At 70.3% G+C, this 19,005-nt stretch carries 19 protein-coding genes and 1 tRNA gene; 13 read left to right on the top strand and 7 right to left on the bottom strand.

Annotated features, from left to right (window positions below; genetic code table 11):
- Nucleotides 1-106: 106 nt before the first annotated feature.
- Both ACN20G_RS11975 and ACN20G_RS11970 read right to left on the bottom strand, forming a co-directional pair.
- The gene (locus ACN20G_RS11975; protein ID WP_424212731.1) at nt 107-709 is read right to left on the bottom strand and encodes an ATP-binding protein; all 603 of its coding nucleotides are present in this window, start codon (nt 707-709) and stop codon (nt 107-109) included.
- A gap of 85 nt (nt 710-794) precedes the next feature.
- The gene (locus tag ACN20G_RS11970) at nt 795-1,607 is read right to left on the bottom strand and encodes a glycerophosphodiester phosphodiesterase (RefSeq protein WP_424212730.1); all 813 of its coding nucleotides are present in this window, start codon (nt 1,605-1,607) and stop codon (nt 795-797) included.
- 243 nt (nt 1,608-1,850) lie between these two features.
- On the opposite strand from ACN20G_RS11970, the gene ACN20G_RS11965 reads away from it, so the two are divergent.
- The 5 genes from ACN20G_RS11965 (at nt 1,851) to ACN20G_RS11945 (ending at nt 6,305) form a co-directional block, all read left to right on the top strand.
- Nucleotides 1,851-3,386, top strand: coding sequence for a S1C family serine protease (locus ACN20G_RS11965; protein WP_424212729.1), 1,536 nt, complete (start codon nt 1,851-1,853; stop codon nt 3,384-3,386).
- Nucleotides 3,387-3,493: 107 nt separating this feature from the next.
- Nucleotides 3,494-4,399, top strand: coding sequence for a LysR family transcriptional regulator (locus ACN20G_RS11960; RefSeq protein WP_424212728.1), 906 nt, complete (start codon nt 3,494-3,496; stop codon nt 4,397-4,399).
- Nucleotides 4,400-4,496: 97 nt separating this feature from the next.
- Nucleotides 4,497-5,051, top strand: coding sequence for a cysteine dioxygenase (locus tag ACN20G_RS11955; RefSeq protein WP_424212727.1), 555 nt, complete (start codon nt 4,497-4,499; stop codon nt 5,049-5,051).
- Nucleotides 5,051-6,139 carry a YeiH family protein gene (locus tag ACN20G_RS11950; RefSeq protein ID WP_424212726.1) on the top strand — a complete coding sequence of 363 codons (1,089 nt, stop codon included), beginning with the start codon at nt 5,051-5,053 and terminating at the stop codon, nt 6,137-6,139. Before ACN20G_RS11955 ends, ACN20G_RS11950 begins: the two co-directional genes overlap by 1 nt.
- A 79-nt stretch (nt 6,140-6,218) precedes the next feature.
- Nucleotides 6,219-6,305: transfer RNA gene (locus ACN20G_RS11945), tRNA-Ser, on the top strand.
- Nucleotides 6,306-6,571: 266 nt separating this feature from the next.
- Here the strand turns inward: ACN20G_RS11945 and ACN20G_RS11940 are convergent.
- The 5 genes from ACN20G_RS11940 to ACN20G_RS11920 all read right to left on the bottom strand — a co-directional run bounded on the left by ACN20G_RS11940 (nt 6,572) and on the right by ACN20G_RS11920 (nt 9,418).
- On the bottom strand, nt 6,572-8,008 hold the full coding sequence (locus tag ACN20G_RS11940; protein ID WP_424212725.1) for a tyrosine-type recombinase/integrase: 1,437 nt from the start codon (nt 8,006-8,008) through the stop codon (nt 6,572-6,574).
- Nucleotides 8,002-8,196: a helix-turn-helix transcriptional regulator gene (locus ACN20G_RS11935; protein ID WP_424212724.1), complete on the bottom strand. Its 195-nt coding sequence runs from the start codon at nt 8,194-8,196 to the stop codon at nt 8,002-8,004. Before ACN20G_RS11935 ends, ACN20G_RS11940 begins: the two co-directional genes overlap by 7 nt.
- A gap of 2 nt (nt 8,197-8,198) precedes the next feature.
- Nucleotides 8,199-8,432: a hypothetical protein gene (locus ACN20G_RS11930; RefSeq protein WP_424212723.1), complete on the bottom strand. Its 234-nt coding sequence runs from the start codon at nt 8,430-8,432 to the stop codon at nt 8,199-8,201.
- Between the two features lie 85 nt (nt 8,433-8,517).
- Complete coding sequence (locus ACN20G_RS11925) at nt 8,518-9,132, bottom strand: hypothetical protein (RefSeq protein WP_424212722.1); 615 nt, start codon at nt 9,130-9,132, stop codon at nt 8,518-8,520.
- On the bottom strand, nt 9,116-9,418 hold the full coding sequence (locus ACN20G_RS11920) for a hypothetical protein (protein WP_424212721.1): 303 nt from the start codon (nt 9,416-9,418) through the stop codon (nt 9,116-9,118). Before ACN20G_RS11920 ends, ACN20G_RS11925 begins: the two co-directional genes overlap by 17 nt.
- 654 nt (nt 9,419-10,072) lie before the next feature.
- Between ACN20G_RS11920 and ACN20G_RS11915 the strand changes: the two genes are divergently transcribed.
- The 8 genes from ACN20G_RS11915 to ACN20G_RS11880 all read left to right on the top strand — a co-directional run bounded on the left by ACN20G_RS11915 (nt 10,073) and on the right by ACN20G_RS11880 (nt 19,000).
- Nucleotides 10,073-10,702, top strand: coding sequence for a hypothetical protein (locus ACN20G_RS11915; protein ID WP_424212720.1), 630 nt, complete (start codon nt 10,073-10,075; stop codon nt 10,700-10,702).
- Between the two features lie 1,006 nt (nt 10,703-11,708).
- On the top strand, nt 11,709-13,595 hold the full coding sequence (locus tag ACN20G_RS11910; RefSeq protein ID WP_424212719.1) for a ParB N-terminal domain-containing protein: 1,887 nt from the start codon (nt 11,709-11,711) through the stop codon (nt 13,593-13,595).
- Between the two features lie 59 nt (nt 13,596-13,654).
- The gene (locus ACN20G_RS11905) at nt 13,655-14,071 is read left to right on the top strand and encodes a hypothetical protein (protein WP_424212718.1); all 417 of its coding nucleotides are present in this window, start codon (nt 13,655-13,657) and stop codon (nt 14,069-14,071) included.
- Nucleotides 14,072-14,195: 124 nt separating this feature from the next.
- Entirely contained in the window at nt 14,196-15,410 is a 1,215-nt protein-coding gene (locus tag ACN20G_RS11900) for a hypothetical protein (RefSeq protein WP_424212717.1), read from the top strand.
- 137 nt (nt 15,411-15,547) lie between these two features.
- The gene (locus ACN20G_RS11895; RefSeq protein ID WP_424212716.1) at nt 15,548-16,450 is read left to right on the top strand and encodes a hypothetical protein; all 903 of its coding nucleotides are present in this window, start codon (nt 15,548-15,550) and stop codon (nt 16,448-16,450) included.
- Between the two features lie 82 nt (nt 16,451-16,532).
- On the top strand, nt 16,533-16,913 hold the full coding sequence (locus ACN20G_RS11890; RefSeq protein ID WP_424212715.1) for a DUF6409 family protein: 381 nt from the start codon (nt 16,533-16,535) through the stop codon (nt 16,911-16,913).
- A gap of 423 nt (nt 16,914-17,336) precedes the next feature.
- Nucleotides 17,337-18,677 carry a DUF3560 domain-containing protein gene (locus tag ACN20G_RS11885; RefSeq protein WP_424212714.1) on the top strand — a complete coding sequence of 447 codons (1,341 nt, stop codon included), beginning with the start codon at nt 17,337-17,339 and terminating at the stop codon, nt 18,675-18,677.
- A complete protein-coding gene (locus ACN20G_RS11880) occupies nt 18,572-19,000 on the top strand; it encodes a DUF6181 family protein (protein ID WP_424212713.1) in 429 nt (142 codons plus the stop codon). Before ACN20G_RS11885 ends, ACN20G_RS11880 begins: the two co-directional genes overlap by 106 nt.
- Nucleotides 19,001-19,005: the final 5 nt, after the last annotated feature.

The following is a 19,005-nucleotide window of genomic DNA, read 5'->3' as shown; positions in this document are numbered from 1 at the left end:
TGGCGCCGCCCGGGCGTACGGGCCCGGTTCGGTCCGGTGGAGCGCCACGCGGTACGCGCGCTCCACCGCTCCAGACCCTAGCCGCTGCGGACCGCGGGCGATCCGCTCACAGGTCGAGGTCGTCGAAGGCCGTCGTGAAGTCCACGGTCGGGACGGCGACCCGGGAGACGAAGTCCTCGTGCCGCGGGTCGGCCGCCAGGGTGACCCACACGGTCAGCTCCCCGGCCGCGCCGTCGCGCACCCCCCAGTCGGTCGCGAGGGCCGCGATGATGTTGAGCCCCCGGCCGCCGCGCGCCGTCACGGAGGGGGTGGACGGGACGGGACGGGTGGGACCCCCGCCGTCCGTGACCTCCACCGTGAGCCGGCCGCCGCCGTCCACGCGCCACGCGGCGCGCACCTCGCCCTCGCCGATCTCGGCCGAGCCGAGCGGTCTGCCGTGTCGGCACGCGTTGCTGAGCAGTTCGGACAGGACCAGGACGGCGTCGTCCACGACCGATTCGGTCACCCCGCCCAGACAGAGTTCCTCGCGCATCCTGCGCCGCGCCCGGCCCACACCCGCCGGGCCGTGGGGAACGGCCACGCACGCCGACGTGGGCACCTCTTGCGCCACCACCAATGCCACCCCCGGAACCTCCTTAGCCCCACGCCAAGATCTGGATGCCCCGTCCGTTCGGAGGGGAAACCGCCTGATGAAAGGCGTCTGACGCATTCACCACCGACGAACGCGCGGCGAACGCGCCGGGGCACGCCCTGTGACGGAAGCGGAGGGCGGGACGGGTGGGCATATCGGGAATTCAGCGGCCGAGTTGGGACAGAACCTGCCGCGGCCGATTGGTGATGATCGCCTCCACACCCAATTCAGCGCAGAGCCGAACGTCCTCGGGCTCGTTCACGGTCCACACGTGCACCCGCTGCCCGGCCGCCTGGAGCTTGCGGATGAAGCCGGGGTGATTGCGGACGATGCGGATCCCCGGGCCCGCGATCCCCACCCCCGCCGGCAGCCGACCGTCCCGCATCCGGGGGGAGACGAACTGCATCAGGTAGACCGTCGGGATGGTCGGCGCCGCCGCCCGCACCCGGTGCAGGGACCGCGCCGAGAAGCTCATGATCCGCACCGGGTGCGGGCCCCCGGCCGCGGGCTCGGCCAACCCGAACCGCCCCAACAGGGCCAACAACCGCTCCTCCACCTGACCGGCCCAGCGGGTCGGGTGCTTGGTCTCGATGGCCAGCTCCACCGGCCGGCCCGCGTCGGCGACCAGCTCCAGCAGCCGCTCCAGGGTCAGCACGGAGGTCCGCTCGGCCGCCAGGGTCGGGTCGGCCTCCCAGTCCGGGGCCTCGTCCCGGTCCTTCCACGAGCCGAAGTCCAGCGCCGCGAGATCCGCCAGCTCCAGGGCCGAGACGGCCCCGCGCCCGTTCGAGGTCCGGTTCACCCGCCGGTCGTGCACGAGCACCAGGTGCCCGTCGGCGGTCAGCCGCACATCGCACTCCAGGGCGTCCGCCCCGTCCTCGATGGCCCGGCGGTAGGCGGCCAGGGTGTGCTCGGGGGCGTCCTCCGAGGCGCCGCGGTGGGCGACGACCTGGATCGGCGGGGGCGTTGCGTGCGTCACGGGGTCATCGTGCCACCCCTCGGGTGCCTCCCGGAGCCCCCGGCCGGAGGTGTACGGGCGAATTGCCCCGGTTGCGGGAGAGGATGGGGCACGGACGCACAGGTCCGGCTTACCGTGGCCTGACGATTCATGGGAAAGGCTTGGTGCGGGAACCTGTGAGGTCGGCCGAACGTTCCGTTCGACCGTCGGTCCGCGAACCAGGGGACCCGCCCATCAGACGTGCGTGACGAGGAGAGCAGCGCTGTGAGCACCGAGAACGAGGGCACCACCCCGCCCTCCGAGACCCCGGCCACGCCCCCCGTCCAGCCCCCGGCGGACGCCGAGCCGACGGTCGCCTTCGACAAGCCCCCGGCCGGTGCCCCCGCGCCCCCGGCCCAGCCCCCCGCACCGGCCGCCGGTCCGGAGCACACCGCTCCGCTGCCGCCCGTGGAACCCCCGACCGCCGCGTACCCCCACGGCCACGCGCAGCCGCCCGTGCCCCCGGCCCCGCCGCAGGCCCCGCCCGGCGCCGCCTGGCCCCCGCAGCCCCCCGCCGTCCCCGCCTACGCCTACGGCGCCCAGCCCCCGGTCGCGGGCGGCTGGCCCCCGCCGCCCGGCGGCCACCCCGGCGAGCCGGCCCCCGGCGGCAAGGGCAAGGGACGCGGCGGCCTGATCGCCGGCATCCTCGTCGCGGCCCTGGTGGCCGGCGGCGTCGGCGGCGGCCTCGGCTACTGGGCCGCCGACCGCATCGACCGCGCCTCGGGCTCCACCGTGGTCAGCGCGAGCTCCCCCAAGGACCTCGGCCGTGCCCCCGACTCCATCGCGGGCCTCGCCGCGAACGCCCTGCCCAGCGTGGTCACCATCCGTGCCTCGGCCGGTGGCGGCGGCGGGGGACTCGGCGACGGCGGGGAGGGCGAGTCCGGCGGCACCGGCACCGGCTTCGTCTACGACGAGCAGGGCCACATCCTCACCAACAACCACGTGGTCGCCTCCGCCGCCAACGGCGGCAAGCTCTCCGCGACCTTCTCCGACGGCAAGACCTACGAGGCCGAGGTGATCGGCCGCGCCCAGGGCTACGACGTGGCCGTCCTCAAGCTCAAGAACCCGCCCCGGGGGCTGAAGCCACTGCCGCTCGGCGACTCCGACAAGGTGGCCGTCGGCGACGCGACCATCGCCATCGGCGCCCCCTTCGGCCTGTCGAACACGGTCACCACCGGCATCGTCAGCGCCAAGAACCGGCCGGTCGCCTCCGGGGACGGCTCGGGCGGCAAGAACTCGTACATGAGCGCCCTCCAGACCGACGCCTCGATCAACCCCGGCAACTCCGGCGGCCCCCTGCTCGACGGGCGCGGCGCGGTGATCGGCATCAACTCGGCGATCCAGTCGGCCGGCAGCGGCATGGGCAGCGGCCAGCCCGGCTCCATCGGCCTCGGCTTCGCCATCCCGATCAACCAGGCCAAGAACGTCGCCGAACAGCTCATCAAGACCGGCAAGCCCGTCTACCCGGTGATCGGTGTCTCGGTGGACCTGAAGGACCGTTCGGCGGCCGGCGCGAAGGTCTCCACCGGCGGGGCCCCCGCCGACCAGCTCGTCGACCCCAACGGCCCGGCCGGCAAGGCGGGCCTCAAGCCCGGCGACGTGATCACCGAGTTCGGCGGCAAGCCGGTGGACAGCGGCCCGACCCTGATCGGCGAGATCTGGACCTACAAGCCGAACGACAAGGTGAAGCTGACCTACGAGCGCGACGGCAAGCCCACCACCGTCGAGGTGACCCTCGGCTCGCGCACCGGCGACAGCTGACCCCCGCCGGCCCCCGCGCCACGACGGCCCCGCCCCTTTCGGGCGGGGCCGTTCGCGTGCCCGTCGGGGTGTGCCGGTCGGACCCAAGCTCCCCTTATGCTTCGCGGGTGTTCGATTCGCGGCACATACGGAGCTTCCACGAGGTGGTGGTGACCGGCTCCTACTCGGCGGCGGCCCGCGCCCTGGGGTACACCCAGCCGGCCATCACCCAGCAGATGAAGGCCCTCGAACGCGTGGTGGGCACCCCGCTCTTCACCCGGGTGGGGCGACGCATGAGGTTGACGGAGGCCGGGGAGTCGCTGGCCCGGCACGCCGAGATCATCCTCGCCACGATGTCCGACGCCCACTCCCAGCTCAAGGCGTACGGCAGGCTCCAGACCGGCCGGGTGCGGCTGTGCGGTTTTCCCAGCGCGAACGTGAGCCTGGTGCCCGAGGCCCTCGCGGACCTCGCGGCCACGCACCCCGGCATCCAGGTGGAGCTGCTGGAGGGCGAGCCGCCCGAGTCGCTGGCCCGACTGCGGCGCGGGGAGAGCGACGTGACCCTCGCCTTCACCTACCCCGGGTTGCACGAGGAACTGCCGGCGGAGGTCACCGAGGTCCGGCTGATGGAGGACCAGCTCACCGTCCTGCTGCCGACCGGGCACCCACTGGCCCGCCGGCGCGCCGTGCACCTGGCCGACCTGGCCGAGGAGCGCTGGATCGCGGGCTGCCCGCGCTGCCGGGCCAACCTGTTGCACGAGTGCGCCGAACTGGGCTTCGTCCCGGACATCCGTTTCGCCACCGACGACAACCTGGTGGTGCAGAGCCTGGTGGCCCAGGGGCTGGGGGTGGCGATGATGCCCGCGATGGTGCTGCCCTCGCTGGCCCTGACCAAGGTGTGCGGCCGGGTGCTGCAACCCTCCGCCCGCCGGCACATATCGGCCTACGCGCACGCCGACCACCTGCGGATCCCGGCCACCGCGGCCGTCCTGGAGGCCCTGCGCCGGGCCGCCGCCAACCGCGTCGGCTGCTGAGCCCCGCCCGCCGCCCCGCGATCCATAAGCGGGAGTTGGGTCACGGGGGTGAAACCGGTGTTGGACGTGATGGATCGATCGCGTCGACGCTGCGGACATGACCATCGCCACGCCGGCCCGCACCACCGCGAGGATGGCCGCCCTCGTCCACCACGTACGCGCGGTCGTCGACCGCGGACTGTCCCCCGACCACACCGCGCACCTGGTCGGCGAGGCCCTGGCCCCGCACCTGGGCGCCCCCGACCTGCTCACCCCCGCCCAGCGCGAGGGCGACCCGGAGCGCTACCGGCAGCACCTGGTGCACGCCGAGGAGGACGGGGCCTTCTCCGTGGTGGCCCTGGTGTGGCTGCCCGGCCAGGGCACCTCGATCCACGACCACGTGGCCTGGTGCGCCACCGGGGTGCACGAGGGCCACGAGAGCGAGACCCGCTACCGGCTGGTGCCCGGGGTCGAGGGCCGGCCCGCGCGGTTGGCCCGCACCGAGGAGCTCGTGAACGGGCCCGGCCAGATCAGCGGCTTCGCCCCGCCCGGGGACATCCACCGGGTGGTGAACGCCGGCGCCGACACCGCGTACTCGCTCCACGTCTACGGGGCCGACGTCTCCCGCCTCGGCGGCAGCGTCCGCCGCGTCTACCGGCTCCCGGTGGGCTGATGGCCCTCCTGCACCGGCCCCGGACGCCGGCCCGGGGCCGGGCCGCCGTCGATTCGGCCGAACGTGTTTCACGTGAAACAGCGCGGCCCGCACCCACCCGGGGCCCCTGGCCCGGCATGGCCCTCGCGGTCGGCGGGGCGGCCCTGGCCTGGTCGGTCCACCGGCTGCTGCCGGCCGTGCCGATGCTGACGGCGGCCGTCGCAGGGGGCATCGCGCTGGCCCACGTGCCCGCCCTGCGGCCCTGGCTGCGGTCCGCGGCCCGTCCGGGACTCTCGCTGGCGGCGCGCCGTCCGATGCGGATCGGGATCGTGCTGCTGGGGCTGGGCCTGGGCCTGGACCAGGTGGCGCGGCTGGGCTGGGGCACGGTGGCCATGGTGGTCGGCGTGGTCGTGGCCACCTTCCTCGGCACCCTGTGGCTGGGCCGCCGGCTCGGCCTGCGCGGGGACCAGCCGCTGCTCATCGCCACCGGCTACGCCATCTGCGGGGCCTCGGCCATCGGCGCGGTGAGCGAGGTCTCGGACAGCGAGGAGGAGGACGTGGCCGCGTCGGTGGCCCTGGTCACCCTCTGCGGCACCCTGGCCATCGTGGTCCTGCCGCTGTTGCAGGGCCCGTTGGGACTCGACGCGCCGGAGTTCGGGCGCTGGGTCGGGGCGAGCGTGCACGACGTGGGCCAGGTGGTGGCCGCGGCCCAGACCGCGGGTCCCGAGGCCCTGGGGGAGGCGGTGGTCGTCAAGCTGATGCGGGTGGCGCTGCTGGCCCCGCTGGTGGCCCTGGTGGCGCTCTCCGTCCGCCGCTCGCGACGCGTCCGGCGCACGGTCTCGGGCCGCAGACCGCCGCTGGTCCCGTTGTTCGTGCTGGGCTTCCTGGCCGCCGTGGCGCTCCGGGCGACCGGACTGCTGCCGGCCGAACTGCTGACGGGGGCCCGTACGGCGCAGGAACTCCTGCTCGCGGCGGCCCTCTTCGCCCTCGGGAGCGCCGTGCACCTGCCCACCCTGTCCCGCACCGGCGCCCGCGCGGCCCTGCTCGGACTCGCCGCGTGGCTGGTGATCGCGGGCGCGGCCTACGGCGGCGTACTCCTGACGACCTGACGGCTCCCGCGCCCCGTGCCCTCGTGCCGCCGAATCCACCACCGGTCACCCCGGCGGGCCCGGTACCCTGTACCCGCCAGGTGGGTTGCCCGAGCGGCCTAAGGGAGCAGTCTTGAAAACCGTCGTGGCAGCGATGTCACCGTGGGTTCAAATCCCACACCCACCGCTCAATGACGTAAATGCAGGTCAGATGGGGTGTCGAGAGGATCTCGACACCCCATCTGTTTTGGGTGTGTCTCACCTTGTGTCGGCTATGTCCCAAGGGAATCCAGTGTTCGCGGCCCAGGCGCGGCCCAGCTTTTGACGCTCCAGCAAGGCGGATGCGCAGGTCCGGGGGCACGCACGACGAAGGGGTGGTCCTCTCGGACCACCCCTTCGTCGTCGGGCTTCGTCGGTGACAGGCCGTGATGTTCGGGCCGCGCCGCCCCCTGGTCACTCGGCGTCCGGCTCCGTGACGGCATGGGGCTGTTGCGCGGCCTCCAAGAGCCGGTCGACCCGAGCGTTGTCCTCCTGCCGGGAACGGGCGATGACGCGCGCGTAGAACTTGAACAGGACGGCGACGGAGTGGCCGGCCCGGCGGGCCACCTCCATGGGGTCGAGGCCCGCCGCGAGCAGAAGGCAGATGCCGGCAGCCCGGAGCGAGTACGGCCGATCGGCGAGCTTTTCGTCCAACTGCTCAGCAGTGAGGACGGTGATCCGAATCAGCCGCCATACCTCCCCGTATTCGTTCGTCGTGAGAGGTCCTTTCCCGCGGATCGAACGCCACAGGTATTCAAGAGGGCCGATGGAGAACTGGGAGATGTGCTCACGAAGAATTTGAACGAGGGTCGGCGGGATGGGTATCTCGCGAGTCGCATTCCGTGCCCGCTTCTTGAGACCTCGTGAGTCGTAGGGAGTTCCGTCGTTCGTCCATCCCGATCCGACGTCCGGCGTGCTGGTCGACACGGTGACGTGTCCCCATCCCGTCAAGGGGAGGAAGCAGTCTGTCGGTCGAATTCCTTTGGCCTCGCCGGGGCGTGCCATCGAATAGTAGATGGTGGCGTAGAACGATTTCAGATACTCGCCCCTTGTTGGCGAGGCTTCCGGAGCCGCATTAATGAGCTGGTCGGCCAACTCTGCGTCCGGCACGCGCCGGAGATCCACTTCCTGATCGGATTCCGGAGCCTGCCAATCGATGTACTTCGTTGGCAGGGTCGACAACCTTTTTCGCTCTATCGCATACCGCAGACAGTTGGTGAAAACCGGCACCTTGCGGCGGATCGTATTGTCAGCTGCGCGGCTGCCGTCCAGGAGTACCGTCATGGAATCCAAGGCTGCCCGGGTCAAGGCGGGGTCATCGTCAAGAGAAGCAATGTCGACAGAATTCTCATGGAGCCACTTCAAGCAGCGTGCCACATCATCGGGAATGAAGTCGACTTCCGTGCGGGGTGCCCATTTCCCCTCTGCGTCCCGCGCCATTCGAAAAGCGAACAGGAGTAGAGTCTTCCTGATCAACTTGGGGTCAGGTCGGTTCCTTCCCTCTCGTGTGAGCGCCGGCGTTGTGTTGGCGAGAGTCTCGGCAATGTTGGCTCGTTGTTTGGCTGCTGCGGTTGGCCACTTCATTGCCACGTACTCGCGGGCATGGGTCAGCCAGGTAACAGCCTGCTGGGCTTTGAGTTCGGATTCCGGAAGTCCGGTTTCCGTGTCGAAACGCTCCCCGTTCCGAATAGCCGTCATCAGGTCGAGTCGGCGGCCTTCTGCCTGCGGCTTGAACGAGAACGTGTCCCCGTGGCCTTCTCCGGCAGTAAGCCACCGAACCTCAAAGGTCTTCTTGCCCTTGGCCCGGGTTCGCTCGCGAATGCTCCAGACCTTGACGTCGTACGTCAGCACGCGAGGACCTCTTCGCAGGAGCGGAGCCAGGAGTCCAGATCGCTTTGACGGACCCGGAGGTGACCGTTCGGCAGCTTGACGATCCGGGGACCGTTGCCCCGGGCGCGGAGACGGTAGAAGGACGCTCGGCTCATCTGGAGCACCTCCAAGGTCTCCTCCAGCTTGAGCATCTTGGTCGGGCCGGCCATGGTCATCTCCTGTGGGTTTCGGTCTCGGTGCGGCTGAGCTGGGGTGGGCTTGTGCGCGGCCCGTCCACCCAGGCGAAGGGCCGGGTGGACCGTGCCGCGCCGAACACGCGGATCGCCACGTCCGTGGGAGCGGAGGGGTGCGGGTAGACCCGGCCGTCCTCCAGGGAGGCGAGGAGGCGGGCGCCGTGGGCTTCGCAGGCGTCCACGGCCGTCCCGCAGCGGTCGACTACGGACACGAGGGCCGGGCCAGCGCACGGGCACGGGTCGGCGGGATGAGCGGCAGGGCATCGTTCGGTAGAGGTCAAGGAGCACTCCTCGGGGTCACCAGAGCTGGAGCGGTTGTCCCGCATCTGCGGCGGCGTTGATGCGGGCGTTGATGCGGGTGGCAGGCTCGTGGAGGTCGAGCCCGGTCCGGATTGCCCGCGCGATGGCCCGTGAGCGGCCCGCTGGGCCGCGCAGGTCCGCGAGGGGTGAACCGGTGAGGTGCCGGCGGGCCAGCCACTCGTGCCGGTTCTGCGCGGGGGTGCCGAGGGTCATGTGGTCGGGCCGCTGACAGGAGTGGTTGTCACACCGGTGGCACACGGTTGGGTTCTCGGTGCCCCAGCCCAGGCGGGGGATCACGCCGTGGGCGCGTTGGTAGGCGTACAGGTGGCCCGGAACCGTCCCGCGGCGCGTCCTGCCGGGCAGTGACGCGGCGCGGAAGCTCGCGTGGCCGGTACCGCTGATCGCACCGGTCCAGAACCAGCAGCCGGCGCCGTCGAGGCGGTAGACCTTCGCGTCGAACCTCGCCCGACAGGTCGGGTCCTCCAACCAGGACCGCCAGGTCTCCGACGCGATCCGGACCGGTACCGGGGGCCCGAGCAGGGAGAGCTGTGAGCCCGGTGCCCTGGCGGAGAGCACCGGGAACAGCCCCGGCTGCTCAGGAGGTCGGGACACCGGAGCCCGGCACGGTCGTCCCGTCGACGCCGGCCCCGGGGCCCGCAGCCGAAGGGGCGGTCAGACGGGGCCGGTCGACCTTGTGTCCCAGCTCCGCGATGACGGCGCGGGCCCGTGCCGCCGAGACCCCCTTGGCGCTCTTGTCGAGGTCTTCCGGGTTCAACGAGAGCAGGTCCGCAACGAGTTCCACGTTCCCGTCGTACAGCCGGATCAGAGCGGCCGTGGACTCCGCCGCGATCAACTCCGCGGCCTTGAGCGCGTCGGCCGCGTCGCGAGCCCCCGTCACCCCCTGTAGGGCCGACGCTGCCGCCAGCTCGCGGATCTTCGTCCGCCGCCTCTCCTCAGCACGAACACGCTGCCGCACTTCGGCCATCGTCGCTGTCTCACCACGTGCGCCCACAGGTCGCCACCTCTCGTTCCGGGTCGGGGTGCGCGCACCTTAGACATGGCTGGGCGTCTCACTGCCACGCAAGTGTGCAACCTCTTCACGGAAGCCCCAGTTGGTCTGCGGCTCGCGGGAGTGTGTAAAAGACTCAATGAATCGTCACCAAGTGTCCACAGGTGTCCAGTTGGGTCGATCAAGGCGTCAAGATTCTTCCCATGAGTGACATTGCTGCGGAAGTGGTGTCCGGCATCATCGTGGCCGGTGTCTTGGCGTTGGCCAAGTGGGTGAAGAACCGCTGGCGAGCCCGAAGAGAGGGAGAGGGCCATGGGGAGGAAAGGGCAGTCGAAGGGGGCTGATTTGCCTGAAGGCCGTCGTCGTGATCTCCAACAGCAGCTTATTGGGATGCAGCGTGCCGCTGGAGGGGTCAGTCAATCTGAAATTGCCCGCGTGACTGGATGGAGTAAAAGCTCCGTGTCTAATGTCTTCTCTTCCGGGCGAGTCCAATCAAGTCAACTAGTAATGCTTGTTGCTTTATATCTCGCAGATAAGGCTCGCGTGGCGGGAATCGACAAGGAGGCATATTTAGATGAAGTGAGCACTCGGGTTCTCGATATGTGGATTCTAGCGCGAGATGAAGAAATGGTCGAGGAGGGGGGTGTCTCCCCAGTTGGCACGGAAAGCGATCCGAGAATGGTTCGAAATGGCTTTTCCGGCGACTCGCCTTTTCGTAAATATAGAGAGTATCCCTCTGGGACCTTTGAAGTTCTTATGGCGGCGGCAATGAGTCTCGCTAAAGAGCTGGCCGATGGGGCATGTTCGAGCTGTGGTTGGCGTGGGCAACTCTTTGTTAAGAGGCTAGGTTCTCCTGTCGTGGAGGGGGAAGTATTTCATTGGTTGAGGTCTCAAGGGCTGCGAGCGAGGGAAGTGCCACCACCCTGGTTCGTTCCGTGGGATTTCGTCATGGTCTGCCCCAACTGTCACTTGAAGTACTCGGGTAGGGGGATGTGGAAGCACTTGAGGGCGTCTCGCGCGCAGCTTGACTTGCTGCCGAATGCGCCCGTCGCGTACAGGAGATATGTGGATCTAATCTCGCAAGTGGCCGACCTGAGCTGTCTCCCGCTTAACGCGATTGCGGCGGTTCTGGATATGACCGTAGAGGATGCATGGTATGGGCAGGAAGGGTGAGTCTAGGGGGTCTGATCTTCCCCGCGGGGCTCGTCGAGACCTTCAAAAGATGCTTATTGGTCTCCAGCAGAAAAGCGGCCGGATCAGTCAATCGGAGATTGCGATTGGGGTCGGGCTGAGCAAGAGTGCAGTGTCCAGTATTTTTTCTGCACGCAAAGTACAGAGCTCGGATTCTGTTACGCGTGTGGCATTGCACTTGGCTGCGCGCATGCCTAGACCTGACGAAGATTCCGAAACATTCCTTGACGAATTTGGGGCGCGCGTCTATTCGCTCTGGCGGAAGGCTAAAGAGGAAGAGGATGTGGAGCGTGAGATGAGGGTGCGGGATGCTGGTAAGTTGAACATTCTTGAGCGTCTCTTGAGTCGTTGTGACGACCTCTCTTGTCTTGAGTGTTCCGAGGGTCGTGGCTTCATGCGGGTAACCGCAATTTGCTGTGGATTCTTCCCTGTGGGTATCAAGATGTGTCGGGTATGCGGATACCCTCATGGTCCCGGGCATATTAGGCGAGTTCACCACGAGGGGTTTGTCGACTCGTCAACTGAAAGTCCATGAATTGTCCCGGGCCACCCAGATTCGGTCTGAGCGCGATAAGAAGCTGCCTCCGGCGGGGGAGCGGCCAACGCCGGGATGTACGGGGGCAGTCGGGCGGGTGCGGGCCGTTCGGGGCGAGGGCGGGGCGCGTTGTCATCCCGCGCACTGTCGACCCAGGCCCAGCTTTGCAGCCCGACAACCCGGAGTCCACGCTCCGCTTAGGACACCGGAACGCCGGCCCGCGCCGCAGAACCCGGGTCGACAGCACACGGGATGACAACGCGAGGCCGGCCCGCATGAAGGAAGTCGGCCAGTGCGGCTTGCCGCCTACCGAAAACCCCAGGTCAGAAGGGGTGGAGGGCTCGACAGGGGTCGTAAAACATGGTTTAATTAAGACATCGGAAAGGGGGAGGGCACCCCCCCGGAACGAGCCCACCGGCGCCCGCCGGAGAGAACCTCACCAGGAGCCCCAACGTGACCGCCAAGACGAAGGCCGAGCCCACCTACACCCCGCAGTGGGAGACCCTCCCCGTCGCCACGCTGGCCGCCCGGCCGGCGAACCTGGCCGACAGTGTGCCGCCCATGATGCTCGCCGCCGTGACGCAAGGGGGTGTGGTCGATCCGCTCTACATCGTGGAGTCGAACGGCGAAATCCGCGTGGTCGACGGGACCCGCTTGCTCCGAGCCGCCGTTACCGCTGGCATCGACGCTGTCCCGGTGACCCGCCGTGCCGTCATGCGTGTGGCCGACCTCATGTCTCACCCCGCCAACGTCCGCCCTGTTCGGATCGACCGGCACTTTGTCGAATCCATCCGAACCGAAGGGTGCCGAGTTCCCATCAAGATCCAGTACATGCCGAACGGAGGCGCCCGGATCATCGACGGACACCGTCGGTTCGGCGCCGCCCGGCAGGTCGGTATCACCCACGTCCCCGTCGAGGTCGACCAGCGCGACGACGCCGGCCAGATCATCGACATGATCACCACCGCCCGTCACCGCGAGGACCTCACGACGGCCGAGCTGACCGGCGCCCTGTTCGCAGCCGCCGAGGCCGGAGCGGACCCCGCCCGCGTCGCCAAGGCCGGCCGGGTCCGGCAGAAGGACGTGAAGACCGCCCGCGCCGTCATGTCGAACGAGCGGATCAAGAAGGCCGTCTCCCGCCGCTACGACTGGACCCTTGACGAGATGGAGGCAGTGGCCGAGTTCGCAGACGAACCGAACGTCGTCGACATCATCACCGAGGCCGCCGAACAGGCCGTGGCCGACAAGAAGCCCGACCCCGCCGCCCACGTCGCTTGGGTGATCCGGACCGAACGCAACCGACGAGCCGTCCGCATGGCCGCCCAGGCGCACCGGGCTGAGTTGGAGGCCGGCGGAGCCCGCATCCGGGACTTGAGCGAACTCTCCGAGCGCGCGACCCCGGTGTGGAGGCTCAAGACCACCACCGGCAAGCGGATCACCACCACCGAGCACGCCGAGTGCAAGGGACTCGTCTGGGTGCTGGAGGACCCCGAGGAGGACACCGCCTATCAGCCCTACTGCGTGTCCCCGGCCCTGTACGGCCACGCCGCCCCGGGTGCCGGCAAGACCGGAGAGCAGATCACCGCCGAGGCCGCCGCCGCCAAGGCCGCAAGGTCCGCCGTGAAGAAGGGGAACGCCCACTGGGACACCGCGACCGAATGTCGACGCCAGTGGATCGCGAACCTCGTGCAGGCCCGCACCCTCCCCAGGGACATCGCCGCCGTCCTCACCGCCCACGTCACCGCCGCACTCGTTGACGGAACGTGGCGAGTCGCATCCGAGCTGAACAAAGGCCCGGTCACCGAGGTGCTCGCCAAGTTCCTGAACCTGCGAGGCCCCAAGAGCCGGGAACGCTCCGAGTTCACGGCGCACATCGCGAAGTCGCCGGCCCGCGCTCTGGCCTTCCAGTGGGCCACCGTCGCCGCAGTGCAGGAGAAGGGGGCCGGTAGCCGGGTCGCGTGGCGCACCGACGAGCAGCGGTCCAACACGCTCCGCAGCGCGACGGCGGAGTGGCTCCGCACGCTGGAGGCCATCGGGTACAGCCCGAGCCCGATCGAGCGCGCCGTCATGAACGACGAGGAGTACCACCCGAGCGCCAACCACCCGAAGTCCACCGTCCCCACCCCGGCGGACGAGCCCGCCGACCCGGCGTCCGAGCCCACGCCGTTGCCGGTCGAGGCCGGCGACGACGAGAAGTCCGAAGTCGAGGAGCCCACCAACGAGGGGGCCGACGACGAAGAGGCCGTTGGCGACGACCACCAGGCCGCCGCCGAAGTGGCCGACGACGGCGCCCCCCAGGCCGCCGGCCCGCCGCCCACCGTCGAGCCCGCCGCAGCCTGATCACAGCCCCCGGGCGGGGGCGCCCACCGCCCCCGCCCCACCCCGCAGGAGAACCCGACGTGTTCACCCCGAGCCCGATCCCCACCCACACCGGCTGTGCCTGTGTTCCTCACCCCGCCGACCCCGACCCCACGACGGAAGCCGACCTCATGCAGGCCCGGTCCATAGCCGGGGGACTTGCCCGCTACGGCATCGGCCCCGACCGCTGGAGCACCGCAGTCGACCCCGAGGCCGGCGGAGCTGTCCTCAGGGTGTGCGCCGAGGACGGAACCCTTGTCACCCTGGTCATCCCCGCCCCCGGAGCCCCCTTCCCCGTCCACCGCAATCGCCGGCGCGTCGCAGCGCTGGACGCCCGACGCGTCTACGGCACCCGCGACGCCCACGTGGCCGCCCTGTTCGTCGCCTACATGCGCGACCGCGCCGCCCTTGAACTCCCCAGGGTGGACAGTCGACCCAGGGCTCAAAACGTGGTTTAATTAGTTCATCGGGAAGGGGAGGCCAACCCCTCTTCCCGATGATCGGGCCCCCGCGCCCGAACGGCCGCAACGCGGAGGGCAACCCGCAGCCGGCCCCGACCTTCACCAGTAGGAGAACCACCCCATGACCACCGTCGCCACCATGCGATTCGAAGTCCCCGCCATCGACGCCGACCACGTCCGCCGACTCGTGGACAACGCCAACCGCCGCGCCGCCGCCCACGGCCTCACCGGCTACCACCTCACCGTCGACGCACCCGTGTTGCGCGACTGGACCGACCCGTTCACCGGGCGCGTCATCGGCCAGCGCCCCACCGTCGCCGTCACCCTCACCGGCAACATGCCCCGACACGCCGGCTGGACCATCCTGGCCCGACTGGACCACGACCCCGAGGCCGGCCCCGTGGCGAGCCTGTTCCCCGGACTCTCCGAGACCGCCGCCGACATCGTCCGCGCCCACCGCGCCGCAACCGACCGGTGTGACGCGTGTGGCATCAGTCGCCCCCGGACCGCCACCTACTTGGCCCACCACCCCAACCACGGAGCCAAGTTGCTGGGCACCACGTGCGTGGAGCCCTACACCGGAATCCCGGTCGCCGGATTGCAGGCGCTCTGGACGCTCCACCGGATCAAGGAGGGTGACGACGACCGCGAGCAGGGCATCCCGGACGACATCCGGTTGCCCGTCGCGGACGTGCTCCGGGTGGCCGCCGCAGTCGTCACGATGACCGGCCGGTTCGTCCCGAAGGCCGACGCGTGGACCGGTCGGCCCACCACCGCCGACGACGTGAAGGCGTACTACTTCGCACGCAACGCCCCTGCCGAGTGGCTGGCCGACATTGACGCCGAACCCGCCGCCCAGGCCCACGCCGCCGACATTCGAGCATGGGCGATCGAAGGTCGATCCAGCGAGAACGAATACCGCTACAAGATCGGCCAGTTGGCCCACGCCGAAACCGTTGCCCCCCGGCACCTCCCCACCCTCGTGTCCGCGATCGTGGGATGGCGCCGGGACCGCGAGAAGACCGCCGTCGAGAAGGCCGCCGCAGTCAGTCGTCACCAGGGCGAACCGGGGCAGCGCCTCACCGTTACCGCCACCGTCACCACGGTCGTGGAACTGGAGGCCCGCCACTACGGCTACACCACCCAGCGCCGGCGGCTCGTGCGCTTCATGGACCCCACCGGCAACGTGTTCGTCTGGTTTGCCAGCGCCGCCCACGTCCCCGACGAGGGGGACGAAGTCGAGGTCACCGGCACCGTGTCCAAGCACGACGCGTACCGCGACGTACAGCAGACCGTCATGAAGCGCTGCAAGGTCCGCGAGCTCGCCGCCGCCTGAACCCCCAGCTGTACTGGACCAGGATCCAGAAACATGGTTTAATTAGATCAGTCGGGAGGGGAGGGCAACCCCCTCCCGACACCCCGCCGGCGGAGGGCAACCCGCCGGCCATCTCTCACCAGAAGGAGCCGCCCCCCATGGCGCGCAAGACCATGACCCCTGAAGCCCGTAAGGCGTACACCGCCGAGATGCGGGCCCAGCTCGAACAGATCATGACCACCGCGTACAGCCGGCTGGAGACCAGCCCCGACGCGTGGGCCGACCTCATGTCGACCGCCGTCGCCCTCACCCGGAACGCGGTCGCCGGCGCCCGCACGGACCGCAGCCCGGTCAACTGCATCGCGATCACCGCGCAGTGCCCCGGGGCGACCGACGTGCGGTCGGCCGGCGACTGGAGGAAGGCCGGCCGGTACCCCGCCAAGGGAAGCCGCGCGATCCGGATTTGGACCCCCGTCCGCTACCGGAACGCCGCCCCCACCGCCGAACACGCGACGCCGGCCGACGCCTCCCAGGCCGACCAGTCGACGGAGACCGTGACCGCCTACAAGGCCGGCCCCTGCTTCGACATCAGTCAGACCGAGGGCACCGACGTGGGGCCCGACCACCGCCCCACCATCCCCGCCGCCGAGATCGCGGGCATTCTCGCCACCAACTACCAGATCGGCACCGGCGAGGCCCCCGAGTGGTCCGAGGCCAGCCCCGAGCGAACCGCCCTTGACGGCCTGTTCGACCAGGCCCAACTTGAGATCCCCGAGGCCCCCGACATGACCCCGGGCCAGTGGATCAGCGAAGTCGTCAGCGTCGTCTACGTCGCCGCCCGCATCCTCGGACTCACCCCGCCGCCGGCACTCCACCCCCCGATGTCCGAATGGACCACGCTGGACCGGAAGCCCCCCATCCACCACGCCGCCGTCCGCGTCATCACCGCCGGCCGTGCCATCGCACAAGACGTCATCGACACGGCAGGCGCGCCGAACATCTTCGGCGACCACGAGGACGACGACGCCGACGAGGCTTCCGAAGACCACGCCGCCGCCTGATCCCCCCGGTCCGGGGTGGGCGGGGAGGGCAACCCCCTCCCACCTCGGACTACACCACCCACCCTCACCAGGAGCACCACTCATGAACACCACCACCCGCCCCACCGCCGCAGACTTCCCCGCCGGAACCCTGATCACGGGACGTTGGTGGAAGCGCAGCGTCGAGCAGGAGGTGACCGCCGGAATCTCCCTGGGCCCGTGGACCGACCACGAGGACTCGAACCTGTTGGTCTGGTTCTGGCCCTTGGGCGACCCGATCCCCGGTGCCACCGTCCAGGCCATGACCCCGCGCGAGGTCACCGCCACCGGCGAGACGCTGGACACCGTCGACGCCGACGTGTTTCGCGTGATCCGGGACGGATGGCACCACGCCGGACCCGTTGACGGCCGCTCCCTGGCCGCCGCCCTGGCCGCCGCCGAGTTCGAGCGCACCGTGGCCGAGGCGCTCAACCTCACCTCCTAGCAGCATCCCACCGGGGTCGACCGGTTCGAGGAGGGCAACCTTCGAACCGGTCGACCCCGGCCGGCCGGCGGACGCGCGCCGCCGGCGCACGGCTGCACTTGCCGGCGCGAGCGCCGGCGGCCCGTTCCCTCCGTCCCTCCGGGACCGGGCGCTGTGGCCGAGGCCCGTCGGCAGGGTCCGACCTCCGGCCGGACCAACCCCACCCACCGGCCGGCAGCGGGGAGCGCACCCCCGTCACCGGGCCCCCGATCGCCCTTCGGACACGCGCCGCCGGCGCGCGGCTGCATCTGTCGGCGCCCGGGGCGCCGACGGCCCGTTCCCTCCGTCCCTCCGGGACCGGGCGCTGTGGCCGAGCGCCGTCGCCAGGGTCCGACCTTCGGCCGGACCAACCACTCACCAGAAGAGCAAGCAGGCAGGCACACCATGACCATCAAGATCACCCACAGCCCCCGAGAAGGCACGCTCATCACCGGCACCAGCCGACACGGCGAAGAGGCCGAGATCCTTCGAGCACGTCACTACCCCAGTGGCTACACCAACCCCGCCCGCTGGACCCGCGAGCTGGAGTGCTGGTACCTCCCCCACACCCGCGACCAGCGCGCCCGCGGAACCGTTCTCACCGCCCTGGCCGAACGCCTCACCGAAGCCGGCCACCCCACCACCGTCACCATCAACAACGATGACCGGCGCCCGTTCGCCGAGGCCGAAGCCGAGCGGATCGCCCGCGCCGCCGACCGGGCCGACCGTTTCACCGGCTACGCCGAGAACGCCTCCGCCCGTTCCACCGCAGCATGGCGAGCCGGCCACGCGATAGCCGACGGCATCCCGTACGGCCAGCCGATCCTCGTGGGTCACCACAGCGAGCGCCGGGCCCGCCGAGACCAAGCCCGGATCGAGGCGGCGACGCGCCGCAGCATCGAGGAACACGACCGGGCCGAGCACTGGACCCGGCGCGCACAGGCAGCCGCCGGCCACGAGGCCGGCCGGGCCGACCTGGGCACCACCCTCCGCCGGCTGGAGAAGCTCCGCGCCGAGCTGCGCGCCGTCGAGAAGTGGCAGGCCGGCCGCTCCGCGAAGGGCCAGTCCCGCGACACCACCGACCCCAGCGTCCGCGAAGACCTCCACGCCACCCACCAACAGCTCACCGAGGAGATAGCCCACTGGGAAGAGGCCGTCCGCGCCGCCGAAGCGGCCGGCGCGAAGCTCTGGAGCCGTGCCGACTTCCGCCCCGGAGACCTCGCGCGCCACCGGGGCACCTGGTACGAGGTTCTCCGGGTCAACCCCAGGAGCCTCACCATCCCGAACCCGATCACCGGCAACGGCAGCGACACCGTCCGGGCCGCCGACGACCCCCGCGGGCTCACCACCACCATCACCTACGACCGCGTCAGCGGGCGACAGCCCAAGCCCGCCGCAGCCGGCACCGCCCCGGGCCGGTTCGCCGCCCTGGCCGGCATCGAGCTGAACATCAAGACCACGCGCACCGCCGGAGGAGGCGCCGCCGTCTTGGCGAGCCTCACCGCAGCGCGGGACAGCCTGATCGCGCAGCTGAACGAGGGCTCCGACCGGTCCACGTGGAGCTATGGGCCGCTCCAGCCCGAGGACGACGACGAGTGCCACGTGTGCGACGCCCCCGCCGCGATCTGCTTCTACTACCGGTGGGGCGGCGGCGGAGTCGCCTGCCTCACCCACGTGGCGGACGCACAGGCCGAGGTCCTCGCCACCGAGACCGGCAGCACCCCGCACGAAGGGCCCGTCGCGTGACCGGGGCCGGCCGAGGCGCCGCCACCCCCAGCGAAGACGGCCGGCACCGGGTCTCAGTACCCGTGACCGTCCGACTCACCGCCACCGAGCTGACCCGCGTACTCCTCGCGATGCCCACCGACCTCACCGACATCACGCCCACGCGCACCCGCGAAGCCATCGGCGTCGCCCTGAGGGCCTACGGGTACGGCGCCCTGCAACAAGTCCGTCGCTACGACCCCGCCGACGCACGCCACCAGCAGGCCCGCGCCGCCATCTGGCGCGCGTACGGCGGCCGGTTCCGGGGCACCCCCGACGCGGCCTTCCTGAACACCCCCGCGTGACGCGC

Origin of the sequence: Streptomyces dryopteridis, assembly GCF_049606955.1 — a bacterium.
Classification (GTDB): domain Bacteria; phylum Actinomycetota; class Actinomycetes; order Streptomycetales; family Streptomycetaceae; genus Streptomyces.
The sequence above is the reverse complement of the archived record's forward strand: the minus strand, read 5'-3'. Positions and strand labels throughout refer to the sequence as shown.

Coding starts and splice junctions, on each gene's coding strand:
- ACN20G_RS11935 (WP_424212724.1), bottom strand. CDS start 8,196: ATGGCCGGCCCGACCAAGATGCTCAAGCTGGAGGAGACCTTGGAGGTG.
- ACN20G_RS11900 (WP_424212717.1), top strand. CDS start 14,196: ATGACCACCGTCGCCACCATGCGATTCGAAGTCCCCGCCATCGACGCC.
- ACN20G_RS11950 (WP_424212726.1), top strand. CDS start 5,051: ATGGCCCTCCTGCACCGGCCCCGGACGCCGGCCCGGGGCCGGGCCGCC.
- ACN20G_RS11955 (WP_424212727.1), top strand. CDS start 4,497: ATGACCATCGCCACGCCGGCCCGCACCACCGCGAGGATGGCCGCCCTC.
- ACN20G_RS11895 (WP_424212716.1), top strand. CDS start 15,548: ATGGCGCGCAAGACCATGACCCCTGAAGCCCGTAAGGCGTACACCGCC.
- ACN20G_RS11885 (WP_424212714.1), top strand. CDS start 17,337: ATGACCATCAAGATCACCCACAGCCCCCGAGAAGGCACGCTCATCACC.
- ACN20G_RS11975 (WP_424212731.1), bottom strand. CDS start 709: ATGCGTCAGACGCCTTTCATCAGGCGGTTTCCCCTCCGAACGGACGGG.
- ACN20G_RS11890 (WP_424212715.1), top strand. CDS start 16,533: ATGAACACCACCACCCGCCCCACCGCCGCAGACTTCCCCGCCGGAACC.